General features: G+C 72.5%; 23 protein-coding genes. 18 read left to right on the top strand and 5 right to left on the bottom strand.

What is annotated here, in order from left to right; all coding sequences use genetic code 11:
- Positions 1-27: 27 nt before the first annotated feature.
- The 7 genes from AB0A69_RS31930 (at position 28) to AB0A69_RS31960 (ending at position 10,674) form a co-directional block, all read left to right on the top strand.
- Entirely contained in the window at positions 28-1,431 is a 1,404-nt protein-coding gene (locus AB0A69_RS31930) for a hypothetical protein (protein ID WP_361429269.1), read from the top strand.
- A 17-nt stretch (positions 1,432-1,448) separates the two neighbouring features.
- On the top strand, positions 1,449-2,498 hold the full coding sequence (locus tag AB0A69_RS31935; protein ID WP_361429271.1) for a glutamate ABC transporter substrate-binding protein: 1,050 nt from the start codon (positions 1,449-1,451) through the stop codon (positions 2,496-2,498).
- A 31-nt stretch (positions 2,499-2,529) separates the two neighbouring features.
- Complete coding sequence (locus AB0A69_RS31940) at positions 2,530-3,798, top strand: hypothetical protein (protein ID WP_361429273.1); 1,269 nt, start codon at positions 2,530-2,532, stop codon at positions 3,796-3,798.
- 41 nt (positions 3,799-3,839) lie between these two features.
- Positions 3,840-6,485: a tetratricopeptide repeat protein gene (locus tag AB0A69_RS31945; RefSeq protein ID WP_361429368.1), complete on the top strand. Its 2,646-nt coding sequence runs from the start codon at positions 3,840-3,842 to the stop codon at positions 6,483-6,485.
- A 2-nt stretch (positions 6,486-6,487) separates the two neighbouring features.
- A complete protein-coding gene (locus AB0A69_RS31950; RefSeq protein ID WP_361429275.1) occupies positions 6,488-7,915 on the top strand; it encodes a PP2C family serine/threonine-protein phosphatase in 1,428 nt (475 codons plus the stop codon).
- Positions 7,916-7,976: 61 nt separating this feature from the next.
- Positions 7,977-9,353, top strand: coding sequence for a VWA domain-containing protein (locus AB0A69_RS31955; RefSeq protein ID WP_361429277.1), 1,377 nt, complete (start codon positions 7,977-7,979; stop codon positions 9,351-9,353).
- 52 nt (positions 9,354-9,405) lie between these two features.
- A complete protein-coding gene (locus AB0A69_RS31960) occupies positions 9,406-10,674 on the top strand; it encodes an FHA domain-containing protein (protein ID WP_361429279.1) in 1,269 nt (422 codons plus the stop codon).
- A 205-nt stretch (positions 10,675-10,879) separates the two neighbouring features.
- On the opposite strand, the gene AB0A69_RS31965 is transcribed toward AB0A69_RS31960, so the two are convergent.
- Complete coding sequence (locus AB0A69_RS31965) at positions 10,880-11,866, bottom strand: methyltransferase domain-containing protein (protein WP_361429281.1); 987 nt, start codon at positions 11,864-11,866, stop codon at positions 10,880-10,882.
- Positions 11,867-12,010: 144 nt separating this feature from the next.
- Here AB0A69_RS31965 and AB0A69_RS31970 point away from each other — a divergent pair, with 144 nt between their 5' ends.
- On the top strand, positions 12,011-12,415 hold the full coding sequence (locus AB0A69_RS31970; protein ID WP_361429283.1) for a globin: 405 nt from the start codon (positions 12,011-12,013) through the stop codon (positions 12,413-12,415).
- Between the two features lie 10 nt (positions 12,416-12,425).
- Here the strand turns inward: AB0A69_RS31970 and AB0A69_RS31975 are convergent, their stop codons facing one another.
- From AB0A69_RS31975 to ettA, 3 genes are read right to left on the bottom strand one after another with little or no spacing between them, the layout of a single operon-like run.
- Complete coding sequence (locus AB0A69_RS31975) at positions 12,426-13,097, bottom strand: hypothetical protein (protein WP_361429285.1); 672 nt, start codon at positions 13,095-13,097, stop codon at positions 12,426-12,428.
- Positions 13,094-13,594 (bottom strand): thioesterase family protein, encoded by a 501-nt coding sequence (locus AB0A69_RS31980; RefSeq protein ID WP_361429287.1) that lies wholly within the window; start codon positions 13,592-13,594, stop codon positions 13,094-13,096. The genes AB0A69_RS31975 and AB0A69_RS31980 overlap by 4 nt, the downstream gene beginning before the upstream one ends.
- 10 nt (positions 13,595-13,604) lie before the next feature.
- Entirely contained in the window at positions 13,605-15,269 is a 1,665-nt protein-coding gene (ettA, locus tag AB0A69_RS31985) for an energy-dependent translational throttle protein EttA (RefSeq protein WP_361429289.1), read from the bottom strand.
- A 362-nt stretch (positions 15,270-15,631) separates the two neighbouring features.
- On the opposite strand from ettA, the gene AB0A69_RS31990 reads away from it, so the two are divergent.
- A complete protein-coding gene (locus AB0A69_RS31990) occupies positions 15,632-16,408 on the top strand; it encodes an NUDIX domain-containing protein (RefSeq protein WP_361429291.1) in 777 nt (258 codons plus the stop codon).
- Here AB0A69_RS31990 and AB0A69_RS31995 read toward each other — a convergent pair.
- The gene (locus AB0A69_RS31995) at positions 16,392-17,525 is read right to left on the bottom strand and encodes an XRE family transcriptional regulator (protein WP_361429293.1); all 1,134 of its coding nucleotides are present in this window, start codon (positions 17,523-17,525) and stop codon (positions 16,392-16,394) included. The genes AB0A69_RS31990 and AB0A69_RS31995 overlap by 17 nt on opposite strands.
- 503 nt (positions 17,526-18,028) lie before the next feature.
- Between AB0A69_RS31995 and AB0A69_RS32000 the strand changes: the two genes are divergently transcribed.
- The 9 genes from AB0A69_RS32000 (at position 18,029) to AB0A69_RS32040 (ending at position 23,212) form a co-directional block, all read left to right on the top strand.
- Entirely contained in the window at positions 18,029-18,295 is a 267-nt protein-coding gene (locus AB0A69_RS32000) for a DUF6284 family protein (protein WP_361429295.1), read from the top strand.
- The gene (locus AB0A69_RS32005; RefSeq protein ID WP_361429297.1) at positions 18,292-18,477 is read left to right on the top strand and encodes a hypothetical protein; all 186 of its coding nucleotides are present in this window, start codon (positions 18,292-18,294) and stop codon (positions 18,475-18,477) included. Before AB0A69_RS32000 ends, AB0A69_RS32005 begins: the two co-directional genes overlap by 4 nt.
- On the top strand, positions 18,474-19,574 hold the full coding sequence (locus tag AB0A69_RS32010) for a conjugal transfer protein (protein WP_361429299.1): 1,101 nt from the start codon (positions 18,474-18,476) through the stop codon (positions 19,572-19,574). Before AB0A69_RS32005 ends, AB0A69_RS32010 begins: the two co-directional genes overlap by 4 nt.
- Positions 19,571-19,909, top strand: a complete 339-nt coding sequence (locus AB0A69_RS32015) for an RRQRL motif-containing zinc-binding protein (RefSeq protein WP_361429301.1) — start codon at positions 19,571-19,573, stop codon at positions 19,907-19,909. The genes AB0A69_RS32010 and AB0A69_RS32015 overlap by 4 nt, the downstream gene beginning before the upstream one ends.
- 21 nt (positions 19,910-19,930) lie before the next feature.
- On the top strand, positions 19,931-20,155 hold the full coding sequence (locus AB0A69_RS32020) for a hypothetical protein (protein WP_361429303.1): 225 nt from the start codon (positions 19,931-19,933) through the stop codon (positions 20,153-20,155).
- Positions 20,156-20,168: 13 nt separating this feature from the next.
- The gene (locus AB0A69_RS32025; protein ID WP_361429305.1) at positions 20,169-20,546 is read left to right on the top strand and encodes a DUF6251 family protein; all 378 of its coding nucleotides are present in this window, start codon (positions 20,169-20,171) and stop codon (positions 20,544-20,546) included.
- Between the two features lies 1 nt (position 20,547).
- Positions 20,548-20,742, top strand: a complete 195-nt coding sequence (locus AB0A69_RS32030; RefSeq protein WP_361429307.1) for a hypothetical protein — start codon at positions 20,548-20,550, stop codon at positions 20,740-20,742.
- A 75-nt stretch (positions 20,743-20,817) separates the two neighbouring features.
- On the top strand, positions 20,818-21,003 hold the full coding sequence (locus tag AB0A69_RS32035) for a DUF6257 family protein (protein ID WP_361429309.1): 186 nt from the start codon (positions 20,818-20,820) through the stop codon (positions 21,001-21,003).
- 91 nt (positions 21,004-21,094) lie between these two features.
- Positions 21,095-23,212 (top strand): ATP-binding protein, encoded by a 2,118-nt coding sequence (locus tag AB0A69_RS32040; protein WP_361429311.1) that lies wholly within the window; start codon positions 21,095-21,097, stop codon positions 23,210-23,212.
- Positions 23,213-23,302 lie beyond the last annotated feature (90 nt).

A 23,302-nucleotide genomic window follows, 5' to 3' on the forward strand; every position in this document is an offset into this window, starting at 1 on the left:
GCAGAGCCAGGAGAGGGAGTCCGTCGCATGGGTTCGATCAGCTGCCCGAGCCGGTCCGAGGCCACTGAGCTGGACTGGACCGTGCTTCCCGCGGCGTCGCCGCCCGGCGCACCCGTGCCCGCCGGGCGCGGCGCGTGGGCCGAGGGGCGGGCGCGGCTGCGTACCGCGGCGACCACGGAGCCGGGACGGCTGCAGATCATCGGTGCCGTACTGGCCCTGCTCGTGGTGGCGTTCGGGGCCGTCACCGCCTTCGAGGTCGCCGACCGCTCCGCCGCCGCCGACGACGTGGTCAGCCGCAGCCAGCCGCTGAGCGCCGACGCCGCGCACATCTACCGTTCGCTCGCGGACGCCGACACCGCGGCGGCCAGCGGTTTCCTGGCCGGTGCGCAGGAGCCCGCCGATGTGCGCGAGCGGTACGAGGACGACATCACGACCGCCTCGCGGCTGCTGGTCAAGGCCGCGGCCAACACCGAGGGCTCGTCCGAGTCGGCGCGCGAGATCACCACGCTCAACGAGTGGCTGCCCCGCTACACGGGCCTGATCGAGCGCGCCCGCGCCGCCAACCGGCAGGGCCTCCCGCTCGGCGGTGCGTATCTGCGGTACGCCAACCAGCAGATGACGACCGAGCTGCTGCCCGCCGCCGAGCGGCTGTACGCGGCGGAGACCGCGCGGCTCGCGCGGGACGACCGGGACGCCCGCGCCTGGCCGTGGCTCTCCCTCGCGGTGGGGGTCGTGGTCGTCGGCGCGCTGGCCTGGGCGCAGCGGCGCACGTACCTGCACACCAACCGGGTGTTCAACCAGGGCCTGCTGGCCGCGACGGCCGCCTCCGTGGTGGTGCTGCTGTGGCTGGCGGCCGGGCACACGGTCGCGAGCAGCCGGCTGGCCGACGCCGGCCGGCACGGCCAGGATTCGCTCAAGGTGCTGAACGAAGCGCGGATCAACTCCCTGAAGGCCCGCGCCAACGAGAACCTGACCCTGGTCGCGCGGGGCGCCGTGCTGACCGACGACGGCAAGAAGGACAAGTACGAGACCGAGTACGGCGCGGGCATGGGCAAGCTGACCGCGGCGCTCGCCGAGGCGGGCCGGCTCGCCGACGACGGCGCGGGCCGCGGCCCGGTCGAGGACGCGGTGCAGCGGGTCGGCGAGTGGCAGAAGCGGCACGCGGCGGCGCGCGCCACGGACGACGCGGGCGACTACGAAGGCGCGCTGGCCAAGGTCATCGGCGACAAGGAGTCCACCGGCCAGTCGTTCGACGAGGTGGACGCGGCGCTGAAGAAGGCCCTGGACCATGAGCAGGGCGAGTTCACCCGCGCCGCCGAAGGCGGCCGCTCCGCGCTGACCGGCCTGCCGGTCGGGGCGCCGGTGCTGGCCGTCCTGGGGGCGGTGGGGGCCATCATGGGCATCAACCGCAGGCTTTCGGAGTACCGGTGAGGGTGAGGGGAGGCACGATGAGCAACCTGGACTTCGAAGGGGACGGCACCCCCGGCGAGCGGAGCCCGACCCGGCGGGCCGCCGGACGGCTGCGCGGGTGGGGCGGGGTCGCCGCGATGGCGGCCGCGTGCGGGCTGACGGCCGCGCTCACCCTGGTGCCGCTGTCGCAGGGCACCGGACTGGGGGCTTCCGCCGTGTCCGGGGCGAGCGGCGCCGTCCCGGCCAAGGCGGACACCTGCAAGGACCCGGAGGCCTCCCTCACCCCGTCCACCGCCGACGGCCCCGCCATCGCCGCGATCAAGGCGCGCGGCAAGCTCATCGTCGGCGTCGACCAGAACAGCTACCGGTGGGGCTACCGCAACCCCGCCACCGGGACGCTGGAGGGCTTCGACATCGACCTCGCCCGCGCCATCGCCGCCGACATCCTCGGCAGCCCGGACGCCGTCATCTTCCGCGCCATCCCCACCAACCAGCGGATCGCCGCGCTGGAGAGCGGGAAGGTCGACCTCGTCGTCCGGACGATGACGATCACCTGCAAGCGCGTCGAGCAAGTGGCGTTCTCCACCGCCTACTTCCAGGTGGGCCAGCAGGTCCTCGCACCCAAGGACTCACCGGTCACGGGCTACAACACGACGCTGTCGGGCAAGCGCGTCTGCTCCGGCGAGGGCACGACGGCGTACGAGGCGCTGGCGAAGGAATCCTTCGGCGCCACGTTCAGGGACGAGGACGACGGCGGCAAGGGCGACAAGGACCTCTACACCGTGCCCAACCAGCTGGACTGCCTGGTCCGGCTGCAGCTGGGCGAGGTCGACGCGGTCGTCACGGACAACGCGCTGGCGGCCGGCCAGGCGGCGCAGGACCCGGCCGTCGAGTTGAAGGGCCGGCCGTTCACGACGGAGTACTACGGCATCGCCGCCAAGCTCGGCAAGGACGACCTGGTGCGCCGGGTCAACCAGGTGCTCGTCAGGTACCGGCAGGGGGCGTGGGCACAGGCGTACGGCAAGTGGCTGAAGGCCGACCTGCCCGGGATAGCCGGGCCCCCGGCGCCGAAGTACCGGAGCAGCTGACCGACATGGGCACGAGGCGGAGAGGTGATCGATGGGCGGCACGGAGCCCCCTGGGCCGGTGATGGACCGGGACGAGGTGGACCGTGCGCTGGCGCGGCTCGGGGCGGAGCACAAGGCGGTCGAGGACTCGCTGCTCGCCCTGCAGGACCACGCGGGCCGCAGGCTCCTCGAGGGCGCCGAGCTCACCGGTACGACCAAGGACCGCTGGGCCGCCACCGAGCGGACGATCGGCCTGCTGTGGACGTACTTCGACGCGTACACCGCCGCCCTGCACGAGGCCCGCGAGGTGCGCGCGCGGCGCCGCTGGCCGGGCCGCGAGGAGCTGGCCGAGCTGACGGAGCGGCTGCGCGGCGAGAGCGTCACGGTCTCGGGTACGTCCACGCTGGCCGAGCACTTCACGCTGGAGCGGCTGGTGGCCCGGATGAACGAGCTGTACGCGAGCTCCCTCGACATGGTGGTCACGGCGGACGCGGTCTGGTCGGCGCTGCCCGCGCGGATAGACCTGCTCGCCGCCGAGCTGGGCCGTACGCGCTCGCTGGCGCACTCCGTGGGCGTACGGCCCGGGGAGCACCCGGCGGGGGACGACCTGGAGGCCATCACCCACGAGCTGACCGCGCTGCGGGCGGAGGTGGTGACGGATCCGCTGGCGTTCTGGCGGCCGGCCGCGGGCAGTTCGGCGCCCGGCGGCGGGCGCCCGGACACCGACCGGTACGACCGGGCGGCCCGGGCCCTGGAGGACGTACGCCGCGAGATCGAGGCGGTGCTCCAGGTCCGGCAGGACTCCGAGGCGCGGCTGCTGCGCCTGCGGGACGTGCTCTCGCGCGCGGACCGGACGCTCGCGGAGGCGCGGGCGGCCCGGGGCGAGGTGCTGGCGAAGATCGCCGCCTCGGAGGTTCCTGCGGTGAGCGGCCCGCCGACCGCGCTGCAGGAGCGGCTGGCGACCGCCGCCGAGTACCGCCGCCACGCCCGGTGGCACCGGCTGTCCCCGCTCCTGGAGGCGCTGGAGCAGGAGGCCGAGGAGGAGCTGCTGCGCGCCCGCGAGCAGTTGACGGCCGTCACCGCGCCGCTCGCGGTCCGCGCGGAGCTGCGCGGCCGGCTCGACGCGTACAAGGCGAAGGTGGCGCGGCACGGCATGGCCGAGGACCCGCTGCTGATCGAGCGGTACGACCAGGCGCGCCGGATGCTGTGGAGCGCCCCGTGCGACCTGCGCGCCGCGGAGCAGGCGGTGCTGCGCTACCAGCGGGCCGCCGCGGACATGCTGTCGGGGGCCGGGCCCGTCGACCGTAGGGGGAGTCAGTGAAGACGTGTCAGCGGCCCGGTTGCGAGGGCTCGTACGAGGACATGGGCGGCGGCGAGCTGTACTGCGACACGTGCGGGCTGGCGCCCGTCGTCTCGCCCAGCGGCATGGTGGCGTCGCCGCCGACCGGTGTGGCGGGCGGTGGGGCCGGGGGCGGCAAGGGCTCCGGCAGCAGCTCCCGCTCGTCGTCCCGGTCGTCCCGCTCCTCGTCCCGGTCGTCACGGCGCTCGGTGTCGGGCCGGCTGTCGCGTTCCCTGACGGGCGGTACGGAGTCGTCGCGTTCGGTCTCGGTGCGCAGCTCCGGCTCGTCCACCGGCCAGTCCGCGCGCAACCGGCTGGGCGCCGGGCTCGTCGCGATCCCGTCCGTGCCGCGCCCCGACCCGCGCTCGGTGGTCATGGCGAACGCCGAGGTGCCCGAGCGCAAACGGTTCTGTTCGCGCTCCGACTGCGGGGCGCCGGTGGGGCGTGCGCGCGGGGGCCGGCCGGGGCGCACGGAGGGCTTCTGCACCAAGTGCGGCCACCCGTACTCCTTCGTGCCGAAGCTGCGCGCCGGTGACATCGTCCACGGGCAGTACGAGGTGGCCGGCTGTCTGGCCCACGGCGGCCTCGGCTGGATCTACCTGGCCGTCGACCGGGCGGTCTCCGACCGGTGGGTCGTCCTCAAGGGCCTGCTGGACACCGGCGACCAGGACGCGATGGCGGCGGCGATCTCGGAGCGGCGGTTCCTCGCGGAGATCGAGCACTCCAACATCGTCCGCATCTACAACTTCGTGGAGCACCTGGACCAGCGCACGGGCTCGCTGGACGGGTACATCGTCATGGAGTACGTGGGCGGCAAGTCGCTCAAGGACATCGCCAACGAGCGGCGGGGCCCGGACGGCCGGCGCGATCCGCTGCCGGTCGAGCAGGCGTGCGCGTACGGCATCGAGGCGCTGGAGGCGCTGGGGCACCTGCACAGCAGGAACCTGCTGTACTGCGACTTCAAGGTCGACAACGCGATCCAGACGGAGGACCAGCTCAAGCTCATAGACATGGGCGCGGTGCGCCGGATGGACGACGACGAGTCGGCCATCTACGGCACGGTCGGCTACCAGGCGCCGGAGGTCGCGGAGGTCGGGCCGTCGGTCGCGTCCGACCTGTACACGGTGGCGCGGACTCTGGCGGTGCTGACGTTCGACTTCCAGGGGTACACGAACGTGTTCGTGGACTCGCTGCCGGACCCGGACAACATCGAGGTCTTCCGGCGGTACGAGTCGTTCTACCGGCTGCTGGTGCGGGCGACGGACCCGGACCCGGCGCGCCGGTTCGCCTCCGCGCAGGAGATGGCGGAGCAGCTGACGGGTGTGCTGCGCGAGGTGGTCGCCCTCCAGACGGGCCGGCCGAGGCCCGCGCTGTCGACGCTGTTCGGGCCGGAACTGCGGGTGACGGACACGCAGTTGTTCGCGGAGCCGCCGGCCGAGGTGTCGGCGCTCGGCGCGCGGGAGCTGCCGCGAGGGCTGTTCGGCGGCCGGAGGCGAGGCGGAGCGACGGGCCCGGCGCCGATCGCGCGGCCGTCGGTTCCGGGCGGGGGCCCGGGCCCGGTGCCCGGGGCTCCGGGTCCCGGGCACGCGCCCACCGGTCCGGTGCCTGGGTCGGTACCGGCGACGGCGGGGGCGGGCTCGGTGCCGGGGGCGGGCGCTGGGCCGGGGGCGGGGCCTGGCTCGGTGCCCCGGCCGCGTACCGAGTCGTCCATGGCGCCCATGGCACCCGGTACCGCCGCCCCGCTGCTCGGGGCGCTGGACGCGCGGGCCACCGCGCTCGCGCTGCCCGTGCCGCACGTGGACCCCGGCGACCCGAACGCGGGCTTCCTCGCCGGGCTGATGGCCGCCGGCCCCGCCGAGCTGGTCGCCGCCCTGCACACCGCGCCCGCGAGCTCCGTCGAGCTGCGGTTGCGCGAGTTGCGCGCGCACCTGGAGATGGGCCGGGCGCCTGCGGCGCAGCGGGCCCTGGAGGACCTGGAGAGCGGACAGCCCGACGACTGGCGGGTCGTCTGGTACCGGGGCGTGGCGTCGCTGGCGACCGGTGACAACGAGAACGCCGCGCTCTCCTTCGACGCCGTCTACGACGCCTTCCCCGGGGAGCCCGCGCCCAAGCTGGCGCTCGGCGTCTGCGCCGAGGTGCTGGGCCAGTTGGACAACGCCGCCGAGTACTACCGCCTCGTGTGGACGACCGACCCGAGCTATGTGAGCGCGGCGTTCGGCCTCGCCCGGGTGCAGCTGGCCGCGGGCGACCGCGTTGGCGCCGTGCGGACGCTGGAGTCCGTGCCCGAGGCGTCCATCCACTACACGGCCGCGCGCGTCGCGGCCGTACGGGCCCGGCTGCGTCACCGCTCCCCCACCGACCCGCTGCTCGCGGACCTGACGGCGGCGGCCGAGCAGGTGTCCGCACTCCAGCAGTTCGGCCTGGACGCGGTGCGCCGCGAGCGGTTGGCTACGGAGGTACTGGGTACGGCGCTGGACTGGGTCCTCTCCGGAAGCCCCGGGGCCGGCCCGGTACAGACGTCGCTGCTGGGCAGCGAACTGGACGAGCGCGGCCTGCGCTTCGGACTGGAGCGCTCCTACCGGGTGCTCGCCCGGCTCGCTCAGCGCGGCGAGGAAAGGATCGAGATGGTGGAGCGGGCGAACCGCCTCCGCCCCCGGACATGGGTGTGAAGATGTCGCAGATGCACCAGCTGTCGACCTGCCCCGGCTGCGAGGAGCCGCTGGAGCGGGGGGACCTGTTCTGCGGGGCGTGCGGGTACGACCTGTCGGCCGTACCGGAGCCGCCCCGCGACAACCCGACCATGGTGATGGGCTCACCGGCGGAGGGGGCGGCGTGGCCGCACGAGCCCGGGGAGGCCGGGCAACCGCCGATACGCTTCGACGCCCGCGCCACGCACGGCCCGGCGCGCCCCGACGCGGCCGCCGCAGCCGCAGCCGCAGGTACGGACGCCGCAGGCACGGACACGGACTTCCCGCTGCCCGCACCGGCACCCGCACCGGCACCGGCGTCGACGCCGCCGACGCCATCGGTCCCGCCCGCACCACCGGTCCCGCCCGCACCACCGGTCCCGGCGGCCCCGCCCGCGCCCATGCCCCCGCCCGCAGCCGCGCCCGTGGCCGCCGTGCCGGATCCGCGGACCGCCGAGCACGCGCACACCCCGCCCGCGGGTACGAAGCTGTGCGTCGCGTGCCGGGCCGGGCACGTGGACCCGGACGGCTACTGCGAGAACTGCGGCCACGCGCAGCCCCGCGAGCGCGACCACATGGAGGAGGAGCTCGGTTCGGTCGCCGCCGTCAGCGACCGCGGCCTGCGCCACCACCGCAACGAGGACGCGTTCGCCGTCTCGTCGACCGCCCTGCCGGACGGTTCGCCGGCCGTCGTGGCGATCGTCTGCGACGGCGTGTCCTCGGCGACCCGGCCCGACGAGGCGTCGGCCGCCGCCGCGGCCGCCGCCCGCGAGTCGCTGCTGGAGTCGCTGCCGCGCGGCACGCACCCGCAACAGGCGATGCACGAGGCGATCGTCGCCGCCTCCCAGGCGGTCAACGCCCTCGCCGACGCCGCCGACGGCCATGGCACCGCCATGCAGCACGACCCGCACCGCCACCAGAACGCCCCGGCGTGCACCCTGGTCGGCGCGGTGGCGGCGGGCGGCCTGCTGGTGGTCGGCTGGGTCGGCGACAGCCGCGCCTACTGGGTGCCGGACGACCGCACCGGACCGCCGGCCCGCCTCACCGAGGACGACTCGTGGGCCGCGCAGATGGTGGCGGCTGGCCTGATGAGCGAGGCGGAGGCGTACGCCGACGAGCGCGCCCACGCGATCACCGGCTGGCTCGGGGCCGACGCGTACGAAGTGGAGCCGCACACGGCGGCGTTCAAACCGGACCGCCCCGGCGTCGTGGTGGTGTGCACGGACGGTCTGTGGAACTACGCGGAGGGCGCGGAGGACATGGCCAGGGTCGTGCCGCCCGACGCGGCGGGCCGACCGCTGCACAGCGCGCAGGTCCTCGTCGGACACGCGCTCGACGGCGGCGGGCACGACAACGTAACGGTGGCCGTGCTGCCGTTCACCCTGGCACCGCAAGGGGCAGGATCGGCCTGAATCGACCTGCCTGTCCTTTCCGTTCCTTCTTGTGCGTGTGGAGTCCCGAGGAGCCCCTCAGATGGCGATCTTCTCCAAGTCGAGCGTGCCGCGGTTCTCGGTCGACGTGTACCAGAACGAGTACCTGCCGGAAGGCGGGCGCGAGGTCAACGCGATCGTCACGGTCACCTCGACCGGCGGCGGCACGACCGGCGGGGCACCGCTGTCCGGGGCGTCGGCCTCCCCCTCGCACCCTTCGTACATACCGGGCCGGGCGCCGACCGCCGCCGTGGTGGTCATGGTGGACTGCTCGGGTTCGATGGACTATCCGCCGACGAAGATGCGCAACGCGCGCGACGCCACGGCCGCCGCGATCGACACGCTCCGCGACGGAGTCGCCTTCGCCGTGGTCGCCGGGACGCATGCGGCGGAGGAGGTGTACCCGGGCGGCGGGCGACTGGCCGTCGCCGACGCCCGTACCCGTACCGAGGCCAAGCAGGCGCTGCGCCGGCTGAGCGCGGGCGGCGGCACCGCGATCGGTACCTGGCTGAAACTGGCCGACCGGCTGCTGAACTCGGCCGACGTACCGATCCGTCACGGCATCCTGCTGACCGACGGCCGCAACGAGCACGAGTCGCCCGAGGACCTGCGGGCCGCGCTCGACGCCTGCGCGGGCCGCTTCACCTGCGACGCCCGCGGCGTGGGCACCGACTGGGAGGTGAAGGAGGTCACGGGCATCGCGTCGGCGCTCCTCGGCACGGCCGACATCGTCGCCGATCCGGCCGGGCTGGCCGCGGACTTCACGCGGATGATGGAGAACGCGATGGGCAAGGAGGTCGCGGACGTCAGCCTGCGCCTGTGGACGCCCGTCGGCGCGGAGATCGTCTTCGTGAAGCAGGTCGCGCCGACCGTTGAGGAGTTGACCGACCGGCGTACGGAGGCGGGGCCGCGCGCCGGGGATTATCCGACGGGTTCGTGGGGCGACGAGTCCCGCGACTACCACGTGTGCGTACGGGTGCCCGAAGCCGCCATCGGCCAGGAGATGCTGGCGGCGCGGGTCTCGCTGGTCCTCCCCGATCCGACGGGCGCCGCCGGGGTGCCGCCGCAGACGCTGTCGCAGGGCCTGGTGCGGGCGGTGTGGACGGACGACATGGCGGCCTCGACGTCCATCAACCCCCAGGTCGCGCACTACACAGGGCAGGCCGAACTGGCCCAAGTCATCCAGCAGGGGCTGGAAGCGCGCAAGTCTGGCGATTTCGACGGCGCGACGGCGAAGCTCGGGCGGGCCGTGCAGCTGGCGGCCGCCTCCGGGAACGCGGACACTGCGAAACTCCTTGCGAAGGTGGTGGACGTGGTCGACGCGGCGACAGGTACTGTGCGACTGAAGGCGAAGGTCGCGGAGGCGGACGAGATGACGCTCGAAACGCGCTCCACCAAGACGGTTCGCGTGAAGAAGTAACGCACGATCTGCTCGGCCTGCGGGCCGGATGAGGAGAGGGGGAAGCGCCGACATGCCGACCTGCCCGAACGGACACCAGTCGGGTTCCGACGACTGGTGCGAGGTCTGCGGCCACCGCATGTCCGGGGCGGGCGCGCCTGCGGGCGCCGTGCCGCCGCCTCCCCCGCCCCCGCCGCCGCCCGCGTACGGCTACCCGGGTCCCGGCCCGGCGCAGGGTGGCGGCCCGGCCGGCGACCCGAACGCCACCGCCCAGGCGGAGCTCTGCCCGCAGTGCCGTACACCGCGCGAGGCGATGGCGCCGTTCTGTGAGGAGTGCCGCTGGAACTTCCTCACCAACACGGCGACCTCCTACACTCCGGCCGCCCCGCCGCAGGGCCGCCTCACCGGACCGAACGGTCCGGGTGGCCCGGGTGGTCCGGGCGGTCCGGGTGCTCCGGGTGGTCCGGGCGGTCCGGGGCTTCCTCCAGGCCCGCCGCCGGGGCTGAACCTGCCGCCGGGCTTCCAGGCGCAGCAGCAGCCGCCCCGGCCGCCGGACCCGTTCGAGTACCAGAGCTCCCGCCCGTCGCAGATGAACCGCCCGGCCGAGCCGCTGCCGCCCGAGCCGCAGGCACCGCAGGGCCCGCCGCAGGGCCCGCCGCAGGTTCCTCAGGCGTTCCAGCAGCCGGGCCCGCCGGCCCCGCCCCCGCCGCAGGGTTTCCAGCGTCCGGGCCCGCCGGCCCCGCCGCAGCCGCACGCACCGCAGCCTCACGCACCGCAGCAGCCTCAGCCGCCGCAGACCGGTGGCGGCGGTGACGACTGGATGCTGCCTCCGCCCTCGCACGCGTCGCAGCCGCCCCAGCAGCAGCCTCACCCGCAGCAGCCGCACGCACCCCAGCAGGCCCAGCAGCCTCACGTGCCCCAGGCGCCCCAGGCGCCGGCCGGCTGGACCGCCGTGGTCGGCCCCGACCGCGAGTACTTCATGGCGATGATGCAGCGCAGCGGCCCGGAGGCCGCGGGCCTCAACCTGCCCGCGTACTCCCCGGAGCAGCGGCTCACGCTCTCGGGCAACCAGATCACCATCGGCCGTCGCCGCCACTCCACGGGCGAGGCGCCCGACATCGACCTGTCGGTGCCGCCGGAGGACCCGGGCGTCTCCCACAAGCACGCGGTGCTGGTCCAGCAGCCCGACGGCTCCTGGGCCGTGGTCGACCAGAACTCCACCAACGGCACCACGCTCAACGGCGCCGAGGACCCGATCCAGCCCTACGTCCCCGTCCCGCTCAAGGACGGCGACCGGGTCCACGTCGGCGCCTGGACGACGATCACGATCCGCCGCGGTTAGGCCCTAGGTCGTGTCCGCAAAGTCCCGTCTGCCTGGCGACGTCTGGCACGCACTCCCCCAGAGCTGCGCCTGGGGGTGCCCCCAGCCGCGTTGTCGTCAGTCGCCAATGCTCCGCAGTGGCTCCATCCTCCGCCTTGCGATCGCACGCACCAGACGCCGCCAGGCCCGCCCTCCGGGCGGACGACGCTACTTTGCGGACACTCCCCTAGTCGGGGGGCGGACCGAGGGGCCAGAGGTACGGCCCCTCGGGTTCGTCCAGCCACGCCCACTGCCGCTCGCCGCTGACCGTCACGCCGAACCGCTCCCGCGCGGGCTCCCCCTCGCGCTGCCAGAGCGAGTAGGCCTCCTGCGGGTCCAGGCTCCCCGCCGTGAGCGTCAGCAGGAAGCGGAAGAGGTCGTTCTCGGTCGCGCGCCGGGGCAGTCCGCCGGTGTGCGGTGGCACGGCGGCCGGGACCGCGCCGCGCAGCGGGACGAAGTACGCGGAGGTGCTCAGGAACCGGCCCTCGGCGTGCTCCGCGTCCCCTACGCGCAGCGAGATCACGCCGGTGGCCATCGGCGCCAGGACGTGCGCGTCACCGGGGCGGCACTGCGCGAGCCACTCCCCCGGCACGGACGGTACGGCGCAGGTGGCGATGATCCGGTCGAACGGCGCTCGCCGCGGGCAGCCGCGCGCCCCGTCGCCGGTGACCACGGTGGGCCGGTGTCCGGCCGCCGCCAGGTGGGCCCGCGCCGCCTCGGTGATGTCCTCGTCCAGGTCGATGGTGGTCACGTGCTCGTCGCCCAGCCGGTGGGCCAGCAGCGCCGCGTTGTAGCCGGTCCCGGCGCCGATCTCCAGGACGTCGTGCCCGTCCCGTACGTCGAGGGCCTCCAGCATGTACGCCATGAGGGAGGGCTGACTGGCGGAGGAGACCAGGTCGCCGTCGCGCAGCCGCGTGGCGAGCGGCCGGTCCGCGTAGGCGCCCGCCAGCCAGCGCTCGCGCTGGGCCGGGTCGGGGTCCTCGCACGAGAGCCGTTCGTATCCGCCCATGACACCGATGTAGTAGGACGGCACGAACAGGTGCCGGGGCACCGTTTCGAACGCCGCCCGCCAGGCCGGGTCGGTCAGGTCCCCGGCGTCGGCGATCTCGCGCACCATCGCGCGCCGCGCCTCGGCGGCGCGTGCCGCGAACGGGTCCGCGCGCCCTGTCCCCATACCTCCACTCTCCTGCGGTCGGGGAGGAACGGGAAGCGGAAACCGTCGAGCGGAAGCGGGAGCGAGAGCGGATGCGGGCAGGGGCCGACCGGGCGAGGACCTAGGACCCGGGACCTGGGTCGGTCCGTCTGAGACCATGGACGGGTGATGGAGATTCCGCGTGGCACGCTTCAGGAGCAGACGTTCTACGAGCAGGTCGGCGGCGAGGAGACCTTCCGGCGCCTCGTCCGCCGTTTCTACGAGGGTGTCGCCGAGGACCCCGTCCTGCGGCCGATGTACCCGGAGGAGGACCTGGGGCCCGCCGAGGAGCGGCTCGCGCTCTTCCTGATGCAGTACTGGGGCGGCCCCCGCACCTACAGCGACCACCGCGGGCACCCGCGGCTGCGCATGCGCCACGCGCCCTTCACCGTGGACAAGGCCGCACACGACGCCTGGCTGAAGCACATGCGCGCCGCCGTCGACGAGCTCGGCCTGTCCGAGGAGCACGAGCGGCAGCTGTGGAACTACCTGACGTACGCCGCGGCGTCGATGGTCAACACCGCGGGCTGAGCCGCGCCGCTCACCGCTGGTGCGGGACCGCGGTGACGGTCAGGCCGCCGAGGCCGCCCGCGGTGCGGACCGCGACCGAGCCGAAGGGTGTACGCAGGCGGAGCCAGGTCCCGGCGCCGAGCAGCGCCACCGGCACCTCGTGCGAGGGCAGGAAGCCCAGCGCCTGGGCGGCGTGGACGGCGCGCAGCGGCAGGCCCGTCGAGCCGATCAGCCGGGACCAGATCTCGCGGCCGATCCGGTCGCGTTCCGCGCGCGTCCTGCTCTCGGCCGGCAACTCCTCGTCGCGTGCCCGGAATTCGGCCACCGCGGCGGCGACAGCGCCGCGCAGCTCGCCGGCGTCCGGCAGTCCGGGCACCTCGCTCCAGCCGCCGCGCGGGGGCAGGAGCCCGGTCCAGGGCGGCCCGGTGACGGGCGCCGGCACCATCGCCTTGCCCGCCGACTCCTCGATGCCCTCCAGGAGCTGACCGGCGGAGACGGTGATGTCCAGCGGCGCCTCGTCCATGAGCGTGGCCGTGCGGATGGCCAGCACCTCGAAGGACGGCGGGCGCCCGAACACGGCCAGGGCGCCGCCGGCCGCCTGGAGGCGGACGACGGCGGCCCGGTCGTAGTGGATCAGCCGGGCCAGGAAGGCGGCGAGGTCCGCCGCCTCCCTGGCGTCGGCGAAGTGCAGCGGCGCCGTCATACGGCCGCGGCCTCCCCCGGCGCCGATGCCTGTGCCGGTGCCTGCGCAGGCGCCTGTGCCTGAGCCGGCTGTGCGCGCATGCCGTCGTCCACGTACTCCTCCAGAAACGACCGCTCCTCCGCGCTGATGCGGCGCGGCCGCTGCGCCTCCAGGTCGAAGGGCACGACGACCGTCGAGGCGCGCACGTACACCTGGGCCGAGCCTTCGGCGTCCTTGATCTCGTACGCGATCGTCAGCGACGCGGCGCCGATCTTGGTCACCCACGACTCGATGATCACCGGCTCGTGCCGGTGGACCAGCGGCCGTACGTAGTCGATCTCGTGCCGGGCGACGACCGACCCGCCGGAGAACGACGGCGAGCCGTTGCCCGGCGCCAGCCGGAACATGAAGTCGATGCGGGCCTCCTCCAGGTAGCGGAGGAAGACCACATTGTTGACGTGCCCGAAGGCATCCATGTCCGACCAGCGCAGCGGGCACCGGTAGATGTGACGAGCCACTGCCTCCGCCTCAGCCCCGGGTGAGCTTCTTGTGCGTGGCACGGTGCGGACGGGCGGCGTCCGGGCCGAGGCGCTCGATCTTGTTCTTCTCGTACGACTCGAAGTTGCCCTCGAACCAGAACCACTTGGAGTCGCCCTCGTACGCCAGGATGTGCGTGGCGACCCGGTCGAGGAACCAGCGGTCGTGGGAGACGACCACGGCCGCGCCCGGGAACTCCAGCAGCGCGTTCTCCAGGGAGGACAGCGTCTCGACGTCGAGGTCGTTGGTGGGCTCGTCGAGGAGCAGCAGGTTGCCGCCCTGCTTGAGGGTCAGCGCCAGGTTCAGGCGGTTGCGCTCACCGCCGGAGAGGACGCCGGCCGGCTTCTGCTGGTCCGGGCCCTTGAAGCCGAAGGCGCTGACGTAGGCGCGGGACGGCATCTCGACCTGGCCGACGTTGATGTAGTCGAGCTCGTCGGAGACGACGGCCCACAGCGTCTTCTTGGGGTCGATGTTGGCGCGGGACTGGTCGACGTAGCTGATCTTGACGGTCTCGCCGACCTTGATCGAGCCGGAGTCGGGCTGCTCCAGGCCCTGGATCATCTTGAAGAGCGTGGTCTTGCCGGCGCCGTTCGGGCCGATGACGCCGACGATGCCGTTGCGCGGGAGCGAGAAGCTCAGGTCCTCGATGAGCACCTTGTCGCCGAAGGCCTTGCTGAGCTTCTCGACCTCGACGACGACGCTGCCCAGACGCGGGCCCGGCGGGATCTGGATCTCCTCGAAGTCCAGCTTCCGGGTCTTCTCGGCCTCGGCGGCCATCTCCTCGTAGCGGGCGAGACGGGCCTTGGACTTGGCCTGGCGTCCCTTGGCGTTGGAGCGGACCCACTCCAGCTCTTCCTTGAGCCGCTTGGCGCGCTTGGCGTCCTTCTGGCCCTCGACCTTGAGACGGGTCTGCTTGGTCTCCAGGTACTTGGAGTAGTTGCCCTCGTAGGGGTAGGCGCGGCCGCGGTCGAGCTCGAGGATCCACTCGGCGACGTTGTCGAGGAAGTACCGGTCGTGGGTGATGGCGACGACGGTGCCGGCGTACTTGGCGAGGTGCTGCTCCAGCCATTGCACGGACTCGGCGTCCAGGTGGTTGGTGGGCTCGTCGAGCAGCAGCAGGTCGGGGGCCTCCAGCAGGAGCTTGCAGAGCGCGACGCGGCGCTTCTCGCCACCGGAGAGGTTGGTGACCTGCCAGTCGCCGGGCGGGCAGCCGAGGGCGTCCATCGCCTGCTCCAGCTGGGCGTCGAGGTCCCACGCGTTGGCATGGTCGAGCTGCTCCTGGAGCTTGCCCATCTCCTCCATCAGCTCGTCGGTGTAGTCGGTCGCCATCTGCTCGGCGATCTCGTTGAACCGGTCGAGCTTGCCCTTGATCTCGGCGACGCCGTCCTGCACGTTCTCCAGGACGGTCTTCGACTCGTCGAGCGGGGGCTCCTGGAGCAGGATGCCGACGCTGTAACCGGGCGAGAGGAAGGCGTCGCCGTTGGACGGCTGCTCCAGACCCGCCATGATCTTGAGGACGGTGGACTTACCGGCGCCGTTCGGGCCGACCACACCGATCTTCGCACCGGGCAGGAAGCTCAGCGTCACGTCATCGAGGATGACCTTGTCGCCGTGCGCCTTGCGCGTCTTGCGCATCGTGTAGATGTACTCAGCCAAGAGAAACCGTCCGGCAATCCGTGAGTGGGCAGATACACCCCATCTTGCCTGACCGCCAGCCCCAAGCGAAAACGGGTATGTGAGGCGTCTGTGACCTGGGCCTCAGCCCGTCACCCTCCGAGTCGATCAAGTGGTTGCCGGTGGTCGTTGGTGACCATTGGCGACCCCGTCACGGCCCAGAGACGGCCCCAGCACGGTCAAGGACCCACAGCTCAACCCAGAAGACGACCCCTGTACGCGCGCCCGTTCACACCCGATGGTGCGGGCGGCGAGGATGAGAGATTCGAATGGCTGAGTCATCCGCTCTGCTCCCTCGATACGCTGGCCAGCACCAACCGTCGATCCGGGAGTGTGCGCCGAGGATGGGACCCAAGACGCAGAGGGTCTACGAGACGATCCGGTCGTGGATCGAGTCGGGCCGATACGGCCCTGGCGACAAGCTGCCGTCCGAGCGCACGCTGAGCGCCGAGCTCCAGATCGGCCGTACGGCGCTGCGGCAGGTGCTCACCCGGCTCGCGAACGAGCGCTTCATCAAGGCGTACGACCGTAGCGCCTACCGAGTCACCGGCGGCGAGGGAGTCCCCACACCGGCCGAGCTGGAGCCGTGGAAGATCTACGGCAGCCGCCGCATCTACGAGAACCGTTGGGTGGACATCGACCTGGTGGACGTCGAGCCGCCCGGCGTCGAGCGCTTCGAGCATCACGTGGTCCGCCTGCACCACGTGGCTATCACCGCCGTGGTCGACGAGCAGGACCGCGTACTCATGCTGTGGCGGTACCGCTTCGTTCCGCAGCAGTGGGGATGGGAGCTTCCCGGCGGGATCGTGGACGCCGGTGAGGATGCCGCCGTCACGGCCGCGCGCGAGACGGAGGAGGAGACGGGCTGGCGCCCGGCGAAGGTTGAGCATGTCGTCACGTACCAGCCGATGATCGGCATGGTCGACTCACCTCATGAGATCTTCGTGGCACATGGCGCCACGAAGGTTGGTGAGCCGACCGACGCTGAGGAAGCCGGACACGTCGCCTGGATTCCGTTGGACGAGATCCCCACCCTCATGAGCGAGGGCAAGCTGATGGGCTCGGGCACGCTCGTCGCGCTCCTGCACCTCCTCTCGTCGCGGCCTACAGCCGCCCGGTGAGCAGTTCCACGCGCCTGCGATACCGCACGGACCCCGTGCGGTTCGCCAGCAGCCTCGCCTGCTGAAGGTGAGTCCGCGCGTCGTCCAGCTCGCCGCGCGCAAGGTGGGCTTGGGTGAGGTCGCAGTGCAAGCCCGACTTCGCCCGCACGAAGGACGGGTCCGCGCTGGTTAGGGAGGCGTAGAGCTCTTCCATCGCGGACCCATCCCCGAGCTTGGCGAGGACGTTCCCGCGCCACCGGGCCAGGTGCCCTGTGTTGAGGAAGATGCTCAGCATCTCGGGGTCGCGCGCCTCTCCGTCATCTGGCAGGAGTGACGTCGCCCGGTCCAAGGCCGCTCGCGCATCCGACTCCATGTCCGCCCCTGCGGCGGCGCACAGCTCGGCCTCAGCGGCTGCCAGCCACGCACGGAGCCGGGGCGACTGGCGCTCGCGCTGTGTGCGCTGGGCGTCCCTCACCAGTTCAATGGCGAGCAATGGGCGGCCGGCGTCGGCCAGCACGTACGCCTGCTCACCCATGGCGTGCGCGAGGTACAACGACGAATCGGCGTCCTGGGCAGCCTTCTTCGCCAGCTCGTAGCGCCGCCAAGCTCGCTCGACGGCGCCAGCGTCTAGCGCCTGCCACGCGGCAAGGGTCGACGCCCCGGCAAGAGCCGTCGCGATCGGCCGTCGCGTGCCCGGCAGAACCGCGAAGGTCAGCGCATCTTCCATGGCCGCGAGGTGCCCGTTCATCTGGTCGACGAGACCGGCGGCGCCCATCTGGCGGTCCATGGTCCGCAGCAGTTCGGTCTGGTCGAAGAAGGACTGGACCATGGACTGACTCAGACTGCCCGCTGAGTCGATTCGGCTCAGGAGATCCTCGTACCCGTCCGCCTGTGAGGGCATCGGCTCTGCCTCGCCTCGCAGCTCGGCGTCTGTGACGCCCAGCAATGGGCGAAGGATCGCAGCGTACCGCTCCGTGATGGCCCGTCGGCCGTTCTCCCACTCCGAGATGTACGTCTTGAGGCTCGACGCTGAGGCGATGTCCAGTAGCCGTTGCTCTGCGAACCGCCGCAGCTCGTAGACCAATCGGTCCTGCGACCAACCGCGCGCCATCCTCGCAACCCTTAGCCCCGTCGCCACGCCGCCTCCCGTAAAGCCGCAGGTGAGAGCTGGTTAACACCCTTGAGGTTAACCCCAGTTGGCTACCGGAGCACCCGACTTGGGCCGTTCCCTGGAGATGCACGCCGACACCAACCACACCGAAGGGGTTGCATCTGGTGCGCACCAGATGCCAATCTATTGGTGCGCACCAGATGGGCCCAGAAGGGCTTGGACGGCGTGTGCTCAAGGCGGGGACGCTGCAATCCCGCTGAAGGCCAGGGGACAGGGCTTCGGCCCGACTGGCGAGGTGGCCCGGTGACCGCGAGCAACGGCCGGAGAGTGGGGACGACGTCCCCCTTGCAGTGCTCCATCCCTGTTGCTCGACGCCAAGGAGGTCCCGAGGTTCCGATACCGCCCCGATGGTCGACAGGCCGGGTTCGACTCCCGGCCGGGGCATTGCCCGCGCTACATGGCGAGAACCCCCGGAGCGGACACTCCGGGGGTTCGGTCGGGCCGTTCCTGTGTGAAGGGAGCACGACCCAATGAAGTCCATCGTTGCACTTCAGGCGGCTGTTACGGCCGTGGCGTTCGACGGTGAACCGTCGAACGCGGAGCTGGACGCGATCGAGCAGGAGATGCCGCTGATCCTGGCAGAGGTCGACCTGCTCGACGCGCAGATCATGACCATCGACCGTCCGGCCACGGTGCTGGACGAGCGGCGCATCCGCCGGGCCCGCAACCGGGTCATGGCCGAGCGCCGCAACCTGACCAACCGCGCCGGCCTGGCACAGGCGGGCGGTGCCGCATGAACACCTTCGCCTACCGCCTCCTGCTCACCCTGTGCGTCGCCGCGGAGATCTGGGGCATCGCCATCGATGTCTGGGACCTCGCCCTGGTCGGCTCCATCGCCGGGTTCGGTGTGATCGCCGTGGACCGTCTCCTGCTGCGCGCCGACGTCGAGGAGTTCGCTGGGGCGGGTGAGGAGCGATGAGCGCAACGGTCGCGGGGAAGTCGCTGGGCTGGGTCCAGCGGATCGTGCTGGGGCTGGCGTTCGTGCCGATGCTCGCCACCGGCGGCGCCGGCGCCTACGGCACCTACAGCAACATCAAGGCCGCCTACGGGTCCGGTACTGCGGCGGGTGCGGTTGCGGCCGGTGAGGGCGCTACCGCCGTCCTGGCGGTCGTGCTGCTCGGCCTGACGCTGCTGGGTCAGTCCGCTCCGCTGGTGATCCGGGCGGGGTTGTGGGCTCTTCCCGCCGCCGCGTCCGCCATGTCGGCCATGGCCGCCACCACCGTGGGCGAGATCGTCATCTACGCGCTCACCCCGCTCGGCATGACCACGTCCGCCGAGGGCGCCGCGTTCCTGGCCCGGCGGATCGTGGTCTACCGCGACGGCCGTGACGCTGAAGCGGAGCGCCGTGCCGCCGAGGTCGTGCAGGCGCTCGCCTACCACCGGGCGCGGGCCGCGAACCACCCCGACGAGGCGGTCCGGCGGAAGTCGGACCTCGCGTCGTGGAAGCTTGCGCGGAAGGTCGGCACGGGTGACCTCGCCTTGGGTGAGCGGCTGCTCGGTGTCCAGCGCGCCCAGCTCACTACCGGTGCCGAGCAGGCGCTCGCCGCCATGTTCGGCAGCGCCGCGCCCATGGCTGGATCGGTCGACGAGCCGGACGCAATGACGGTGGAGCTGGAGGTCGACCGGTCGACCCGACCGGCCATGGCGGCGAGTGTGGAGGAATCGCCACAGACCAGTACGGAACGGTCTACCTCTGAGCAGGCCGTTCCGGCTCTGGAGCCCGCCAGCCCGCCCGCTCCTGCGGCGCCGATGGAGTCGGCCGGTCCGGCCGTGGTCCGCGCGGTCGCCGCCGCCGAGCAGTCGGCCCCGCGTCGGGTGACCCGCCGGGTGCCTGAGGCGGCGAAGTCGGCACAGCCGCGCCGCACGAAGGATGAACTCCTGGCGGAGGCTCGGCAGTTCACTGAGTCATGGCCGGTCGAGCATCTGACGGCCGACCGGATCCGCAGGGCGCTGCGGACGTCGCCGGAGAAGGGGCGGTGGCTGCGCGAGACGTTGAGGGCTGAGAGGGCGGCGTGAGCGGCATCCCGGTCTACCGGTGGCGTCTGGCTCCTGACGGGTTGGCGACGTTCCGGCAGCTTCGGGCGCAGGGTCTGCGCCCGGGTGGTCAGGAAGTCGCCGCCCAGCTCGAACGGCCCCGCCGCCGCCGGGGCCCGCTCGTTGCTTACCTCTACCGGGTCGACCTGGCGAAGCCGGTTAGGCCCATGACCCCGGCGAAGCAGGCGGCGCTGGAGCGCGCGAACGCTGCCCGCCGAGTCTGCCCGGAGTGCGGCCGCGATGTCGGCTACCGCATCCCTCCCAAGCTCGGCATGTGCACCCCCTGCGCCTACCCCCACACAACGTCCGCCGCCTGAGCGGCACCGAAGGAGAACGTCATGACGACCGACACCGGCACGACTGCCCCGGTTCCCCACCACTTCGTCCTCACGATCCAGACCGACGACGGGTTCACCGCCACCACCGAAGGCATCATCTCGATCACGCCCGGTGCACACACCCGCCAGCAGGTCTACACGGCCCTGTGCGACCAGGCCCGGGAGTACTACGACCTGACCCGGTTCGCCGTCGTGCACTTCGCGCTGGAGCCCAACCACCTCTGAGAGGAACCCGATCATGAGCAACCTGCCTGATCCGGTCCGGGTGGTGCAGCTCCCGGACGGCACCTACACGTACGCCGACCACCTGCCCGCCATACAGTCCACCGCCGTGCCGCAGGTGGTGCACCAGCACATCCACCAGGCCCCGCCCGACCGCACCGTGCAGCGCATCGCGCTCGGCTCCGGGATCGGTGCCGGCGCGGTCGCGGCCGGGGTCTACTTCGGCCCGCTGCTCGTCGGCGCGCTGACCGCCATCGCCGCCAACCTCGCCATCCTCACCTTCCTCGCCGTCGCCATGGCCTGGGGTGTCGTGAGCGTGGTCCGGTCGGTCGGCGGTGCGGAGGGCAAGGCCGCCGCCAACACCCTCACCCGTGCTCGCCGGAAGGGGAAGTGACATGTTCAACGCCGGAGACAAGGTGCTGATCGTCGCGTGCGAGGACGACCCCCGCGCGATCGGCAAGACCGGCCGGGTCCTGGACGAGGTCCCGCCCGGCCCGCTCACGGACGGCCGCTGGACCGTCGACCGGATCAGCTTCTGGATCGCCCCGGTCCTGGTCCACAGCCACGAGATCCGCAAGGTCAGCGACTGACGGCTGCCTGTCCGCCCCGGCTTGTTCCGGGGCGGGTGGGGAGCCGGACAGACCGGCCCCAGGAAGGCATCCGCCATGGGCAAGCACGAGTCGGACCCCAAGCTCAGCACCACCGAGAAGGCCAAGGTCGCCTACTACGTGGCCCGCATGTGCAAGCGCGGTCTCGCGGGCGAGACCGTCCACCAGACCGACCTGGAACGCAAGGTCGAGCGCGTCATCGACAGCGCCCGCCAGCGCGAGGAACGCGCCGCGAAGAAGTAGCTACGCCCCGGGGGCGGCCGTCCCGGCCAAGGAACCAGGCCGCCCCCGGGCCCAACCCGTCCAGCACCAGGCCAGACAGGAGAGTCCCAGCATGACGCACAACGTCGTCCCGCTGTTCAAAGACCCGCCCCCGGCGACCCCGGAGACCGTTGCGGAGACCACCCCCGCCCCACCGGCGGACGCCGTACGGCCGGTGCGGGTGTGGAAGCGCACCGGCCGGGCGATGGCGGACGCGGTGACCCACGAACGCACCCGCGCCGTCGGCCGGTTCGCCGTCCGGCACACCTCCTACGTCCTCGGCGGCACGCGCATCACCGCCCGCCGGGCGTGGGACGGCCGCACGGGTGCCCGCTACGAGCGGATGCTCCGCGCGGCTGAAGCGGCCGGGAACTACGAGGCGGCGGGCGAGTGGGAGGAGCGGCTGCACCGCTTCCGCGCCGACCGGCACAAGCGCCGCATGGACCTGCTCACCGCCCCCGAACGCCTGGTCAAAGGCGCTGCCGTGGGAACCGCGGGCGGGATAGGGCTGCTGATCGCCATCGGGATCGCCCTGGCCATCGCCAACGAGGACGTCACCGACGTCGTCACCCCGCTCATGGCCCTGGTCGAGCTCATCCGCCTGCTCGTGGTGATCGTGCAGGTGGTGTGGGGCCCGCTGGTCGCCCTCGGCCCCTGGCTCGCCCTCGCGGGCCTGTGGGCCGTCGGGCGTCACCGTGGCGCCGCCCCGAACTGGTCCCTCCCCGCCGGGAAGCGTACGGACGATGCCGGGGCGCCGATCACGCCGTCGATCGTGGTCACCGCCCTGCGCGATCTCGGGATCGCACCTCTGCGCAACGCCATCAAGGAGATGGGCGACGCCGGCGCCGCGATGCTCGGCCCCATCCGCATCGCCGGATGCGGCGTGGAAGTCGACGTCACCCTCCCCTCCGGGGTGTCGACCGACCAAGTCCAAGCGCGGCGGCGCAAGCTCGCGGAGAACCTCAACCGGCACGAGCACGAGGTGTTCATCACCATCCCGACCGCCGCCCGCACCGTCCGGCTGTGGATCGCGGACTCCGGCGCGCTCGACGAGCCGATCGGCCCCTCCCCGCTCGTCACCGACCCCGACCTCAGGGCCAACTACGCCAAGGGCAAGGCGCCGTGGGGGCAGGACCTCCGGGGCGATGCCGCCGCGATGAGCCTGTATCAGCGGCATCTGCTCATCACGGGCCTGTCCAACCAGGGCAAGACCGCCGCGGTGCGGGCGCTCGCCCTGTGGCTCGCACTGGACCCAACGGTGGAGTTCCGTGTCGCGGACCTGAAGGGCGCGGGGGACTGGGCGATGTTCGACGGACTCGCGACCGTGCTGATCCAGGGCCCGACCGACGACCACGTGATCCAGGCGACCGAGATGGTCGAGTCCGGCGTGAGCGAGATGGAGCGGCGCCTGCAAGCCCCGCCCGGTACCGCCTTCCCGCCCCTGATCATCCTGGTCGATGAAGCGCAGGTGGCGTTCATGTGCCCGGTCATGGACGAGGACAAGCGCCCCTACGGCGGCTCCAAGGCCACCTCCCGGTACTTCATGGCCACCCGGAAAATCCACAACCAGGGCCGCGCCGTGAACGTGCTGCTGTGGCAGGGCACGCAGGACCCCACCGACCAGAACCTCCCCAAGCTGGTGCGCGAGGGCGCCCACACCCGCGCCTCGCTCGCGCTGGGCACCGAATCACAGGCCCGCATGGCGCTGGGCGACAAGGCCGTCGACGGCGGCGCCGCCCCGCACCTGCTGCGTCCCGGTCTGGACAAGGGAACCCTGGTCGTCGCGTCCGACGGGATCGAGATCCCCGCCGGGCAGGCATCGATCACGGTCCGGACGCACTACATCGACACCGACCAGGCCACCGAGATCGCCAACCGGGCCAAAGCCGTGCGCGACGGGGTGACCACCTCGCACACCATCGAGCGCGCAGAGGAGCACGACCCGCTCGCTGACATCGCCGCCGTCGTCGGCGACGCCCCCCGCGTGCGGACCAAGGACGTGCTGGCACGGCTCGCCGCGCTCAGCACGGCCGCCTACGGCGACTGGTCGTTCATCGACCTCAAGCGCGTCCTCGACGACGTCGGCGCCGAGCCCTACAAGTCCGACGGCGTCATGGTCGTCTCCCGCGACCGCGTCGCCCGCGCCCTCGCCAACCGTGGCGAGGACGGTTCCGCTTCCGCCGCCAAGTAGAGGGAGCCGCACCCCTCCCGGGCCAGGGAGGCAGGGAGAACTCCCTCACCCCCTCCCTGATCCGCATCCCTGGGCCTGACCAGCGCAAAC

It is taken from the genome of Streptomyces sp. NPDC045431, assembly GCF_040646655.1.
Lineage (GTDB): Bacteria > Actinomycetota > Actinomycetes > Streptomycetales > Streptomycetaceae > Streptomyces.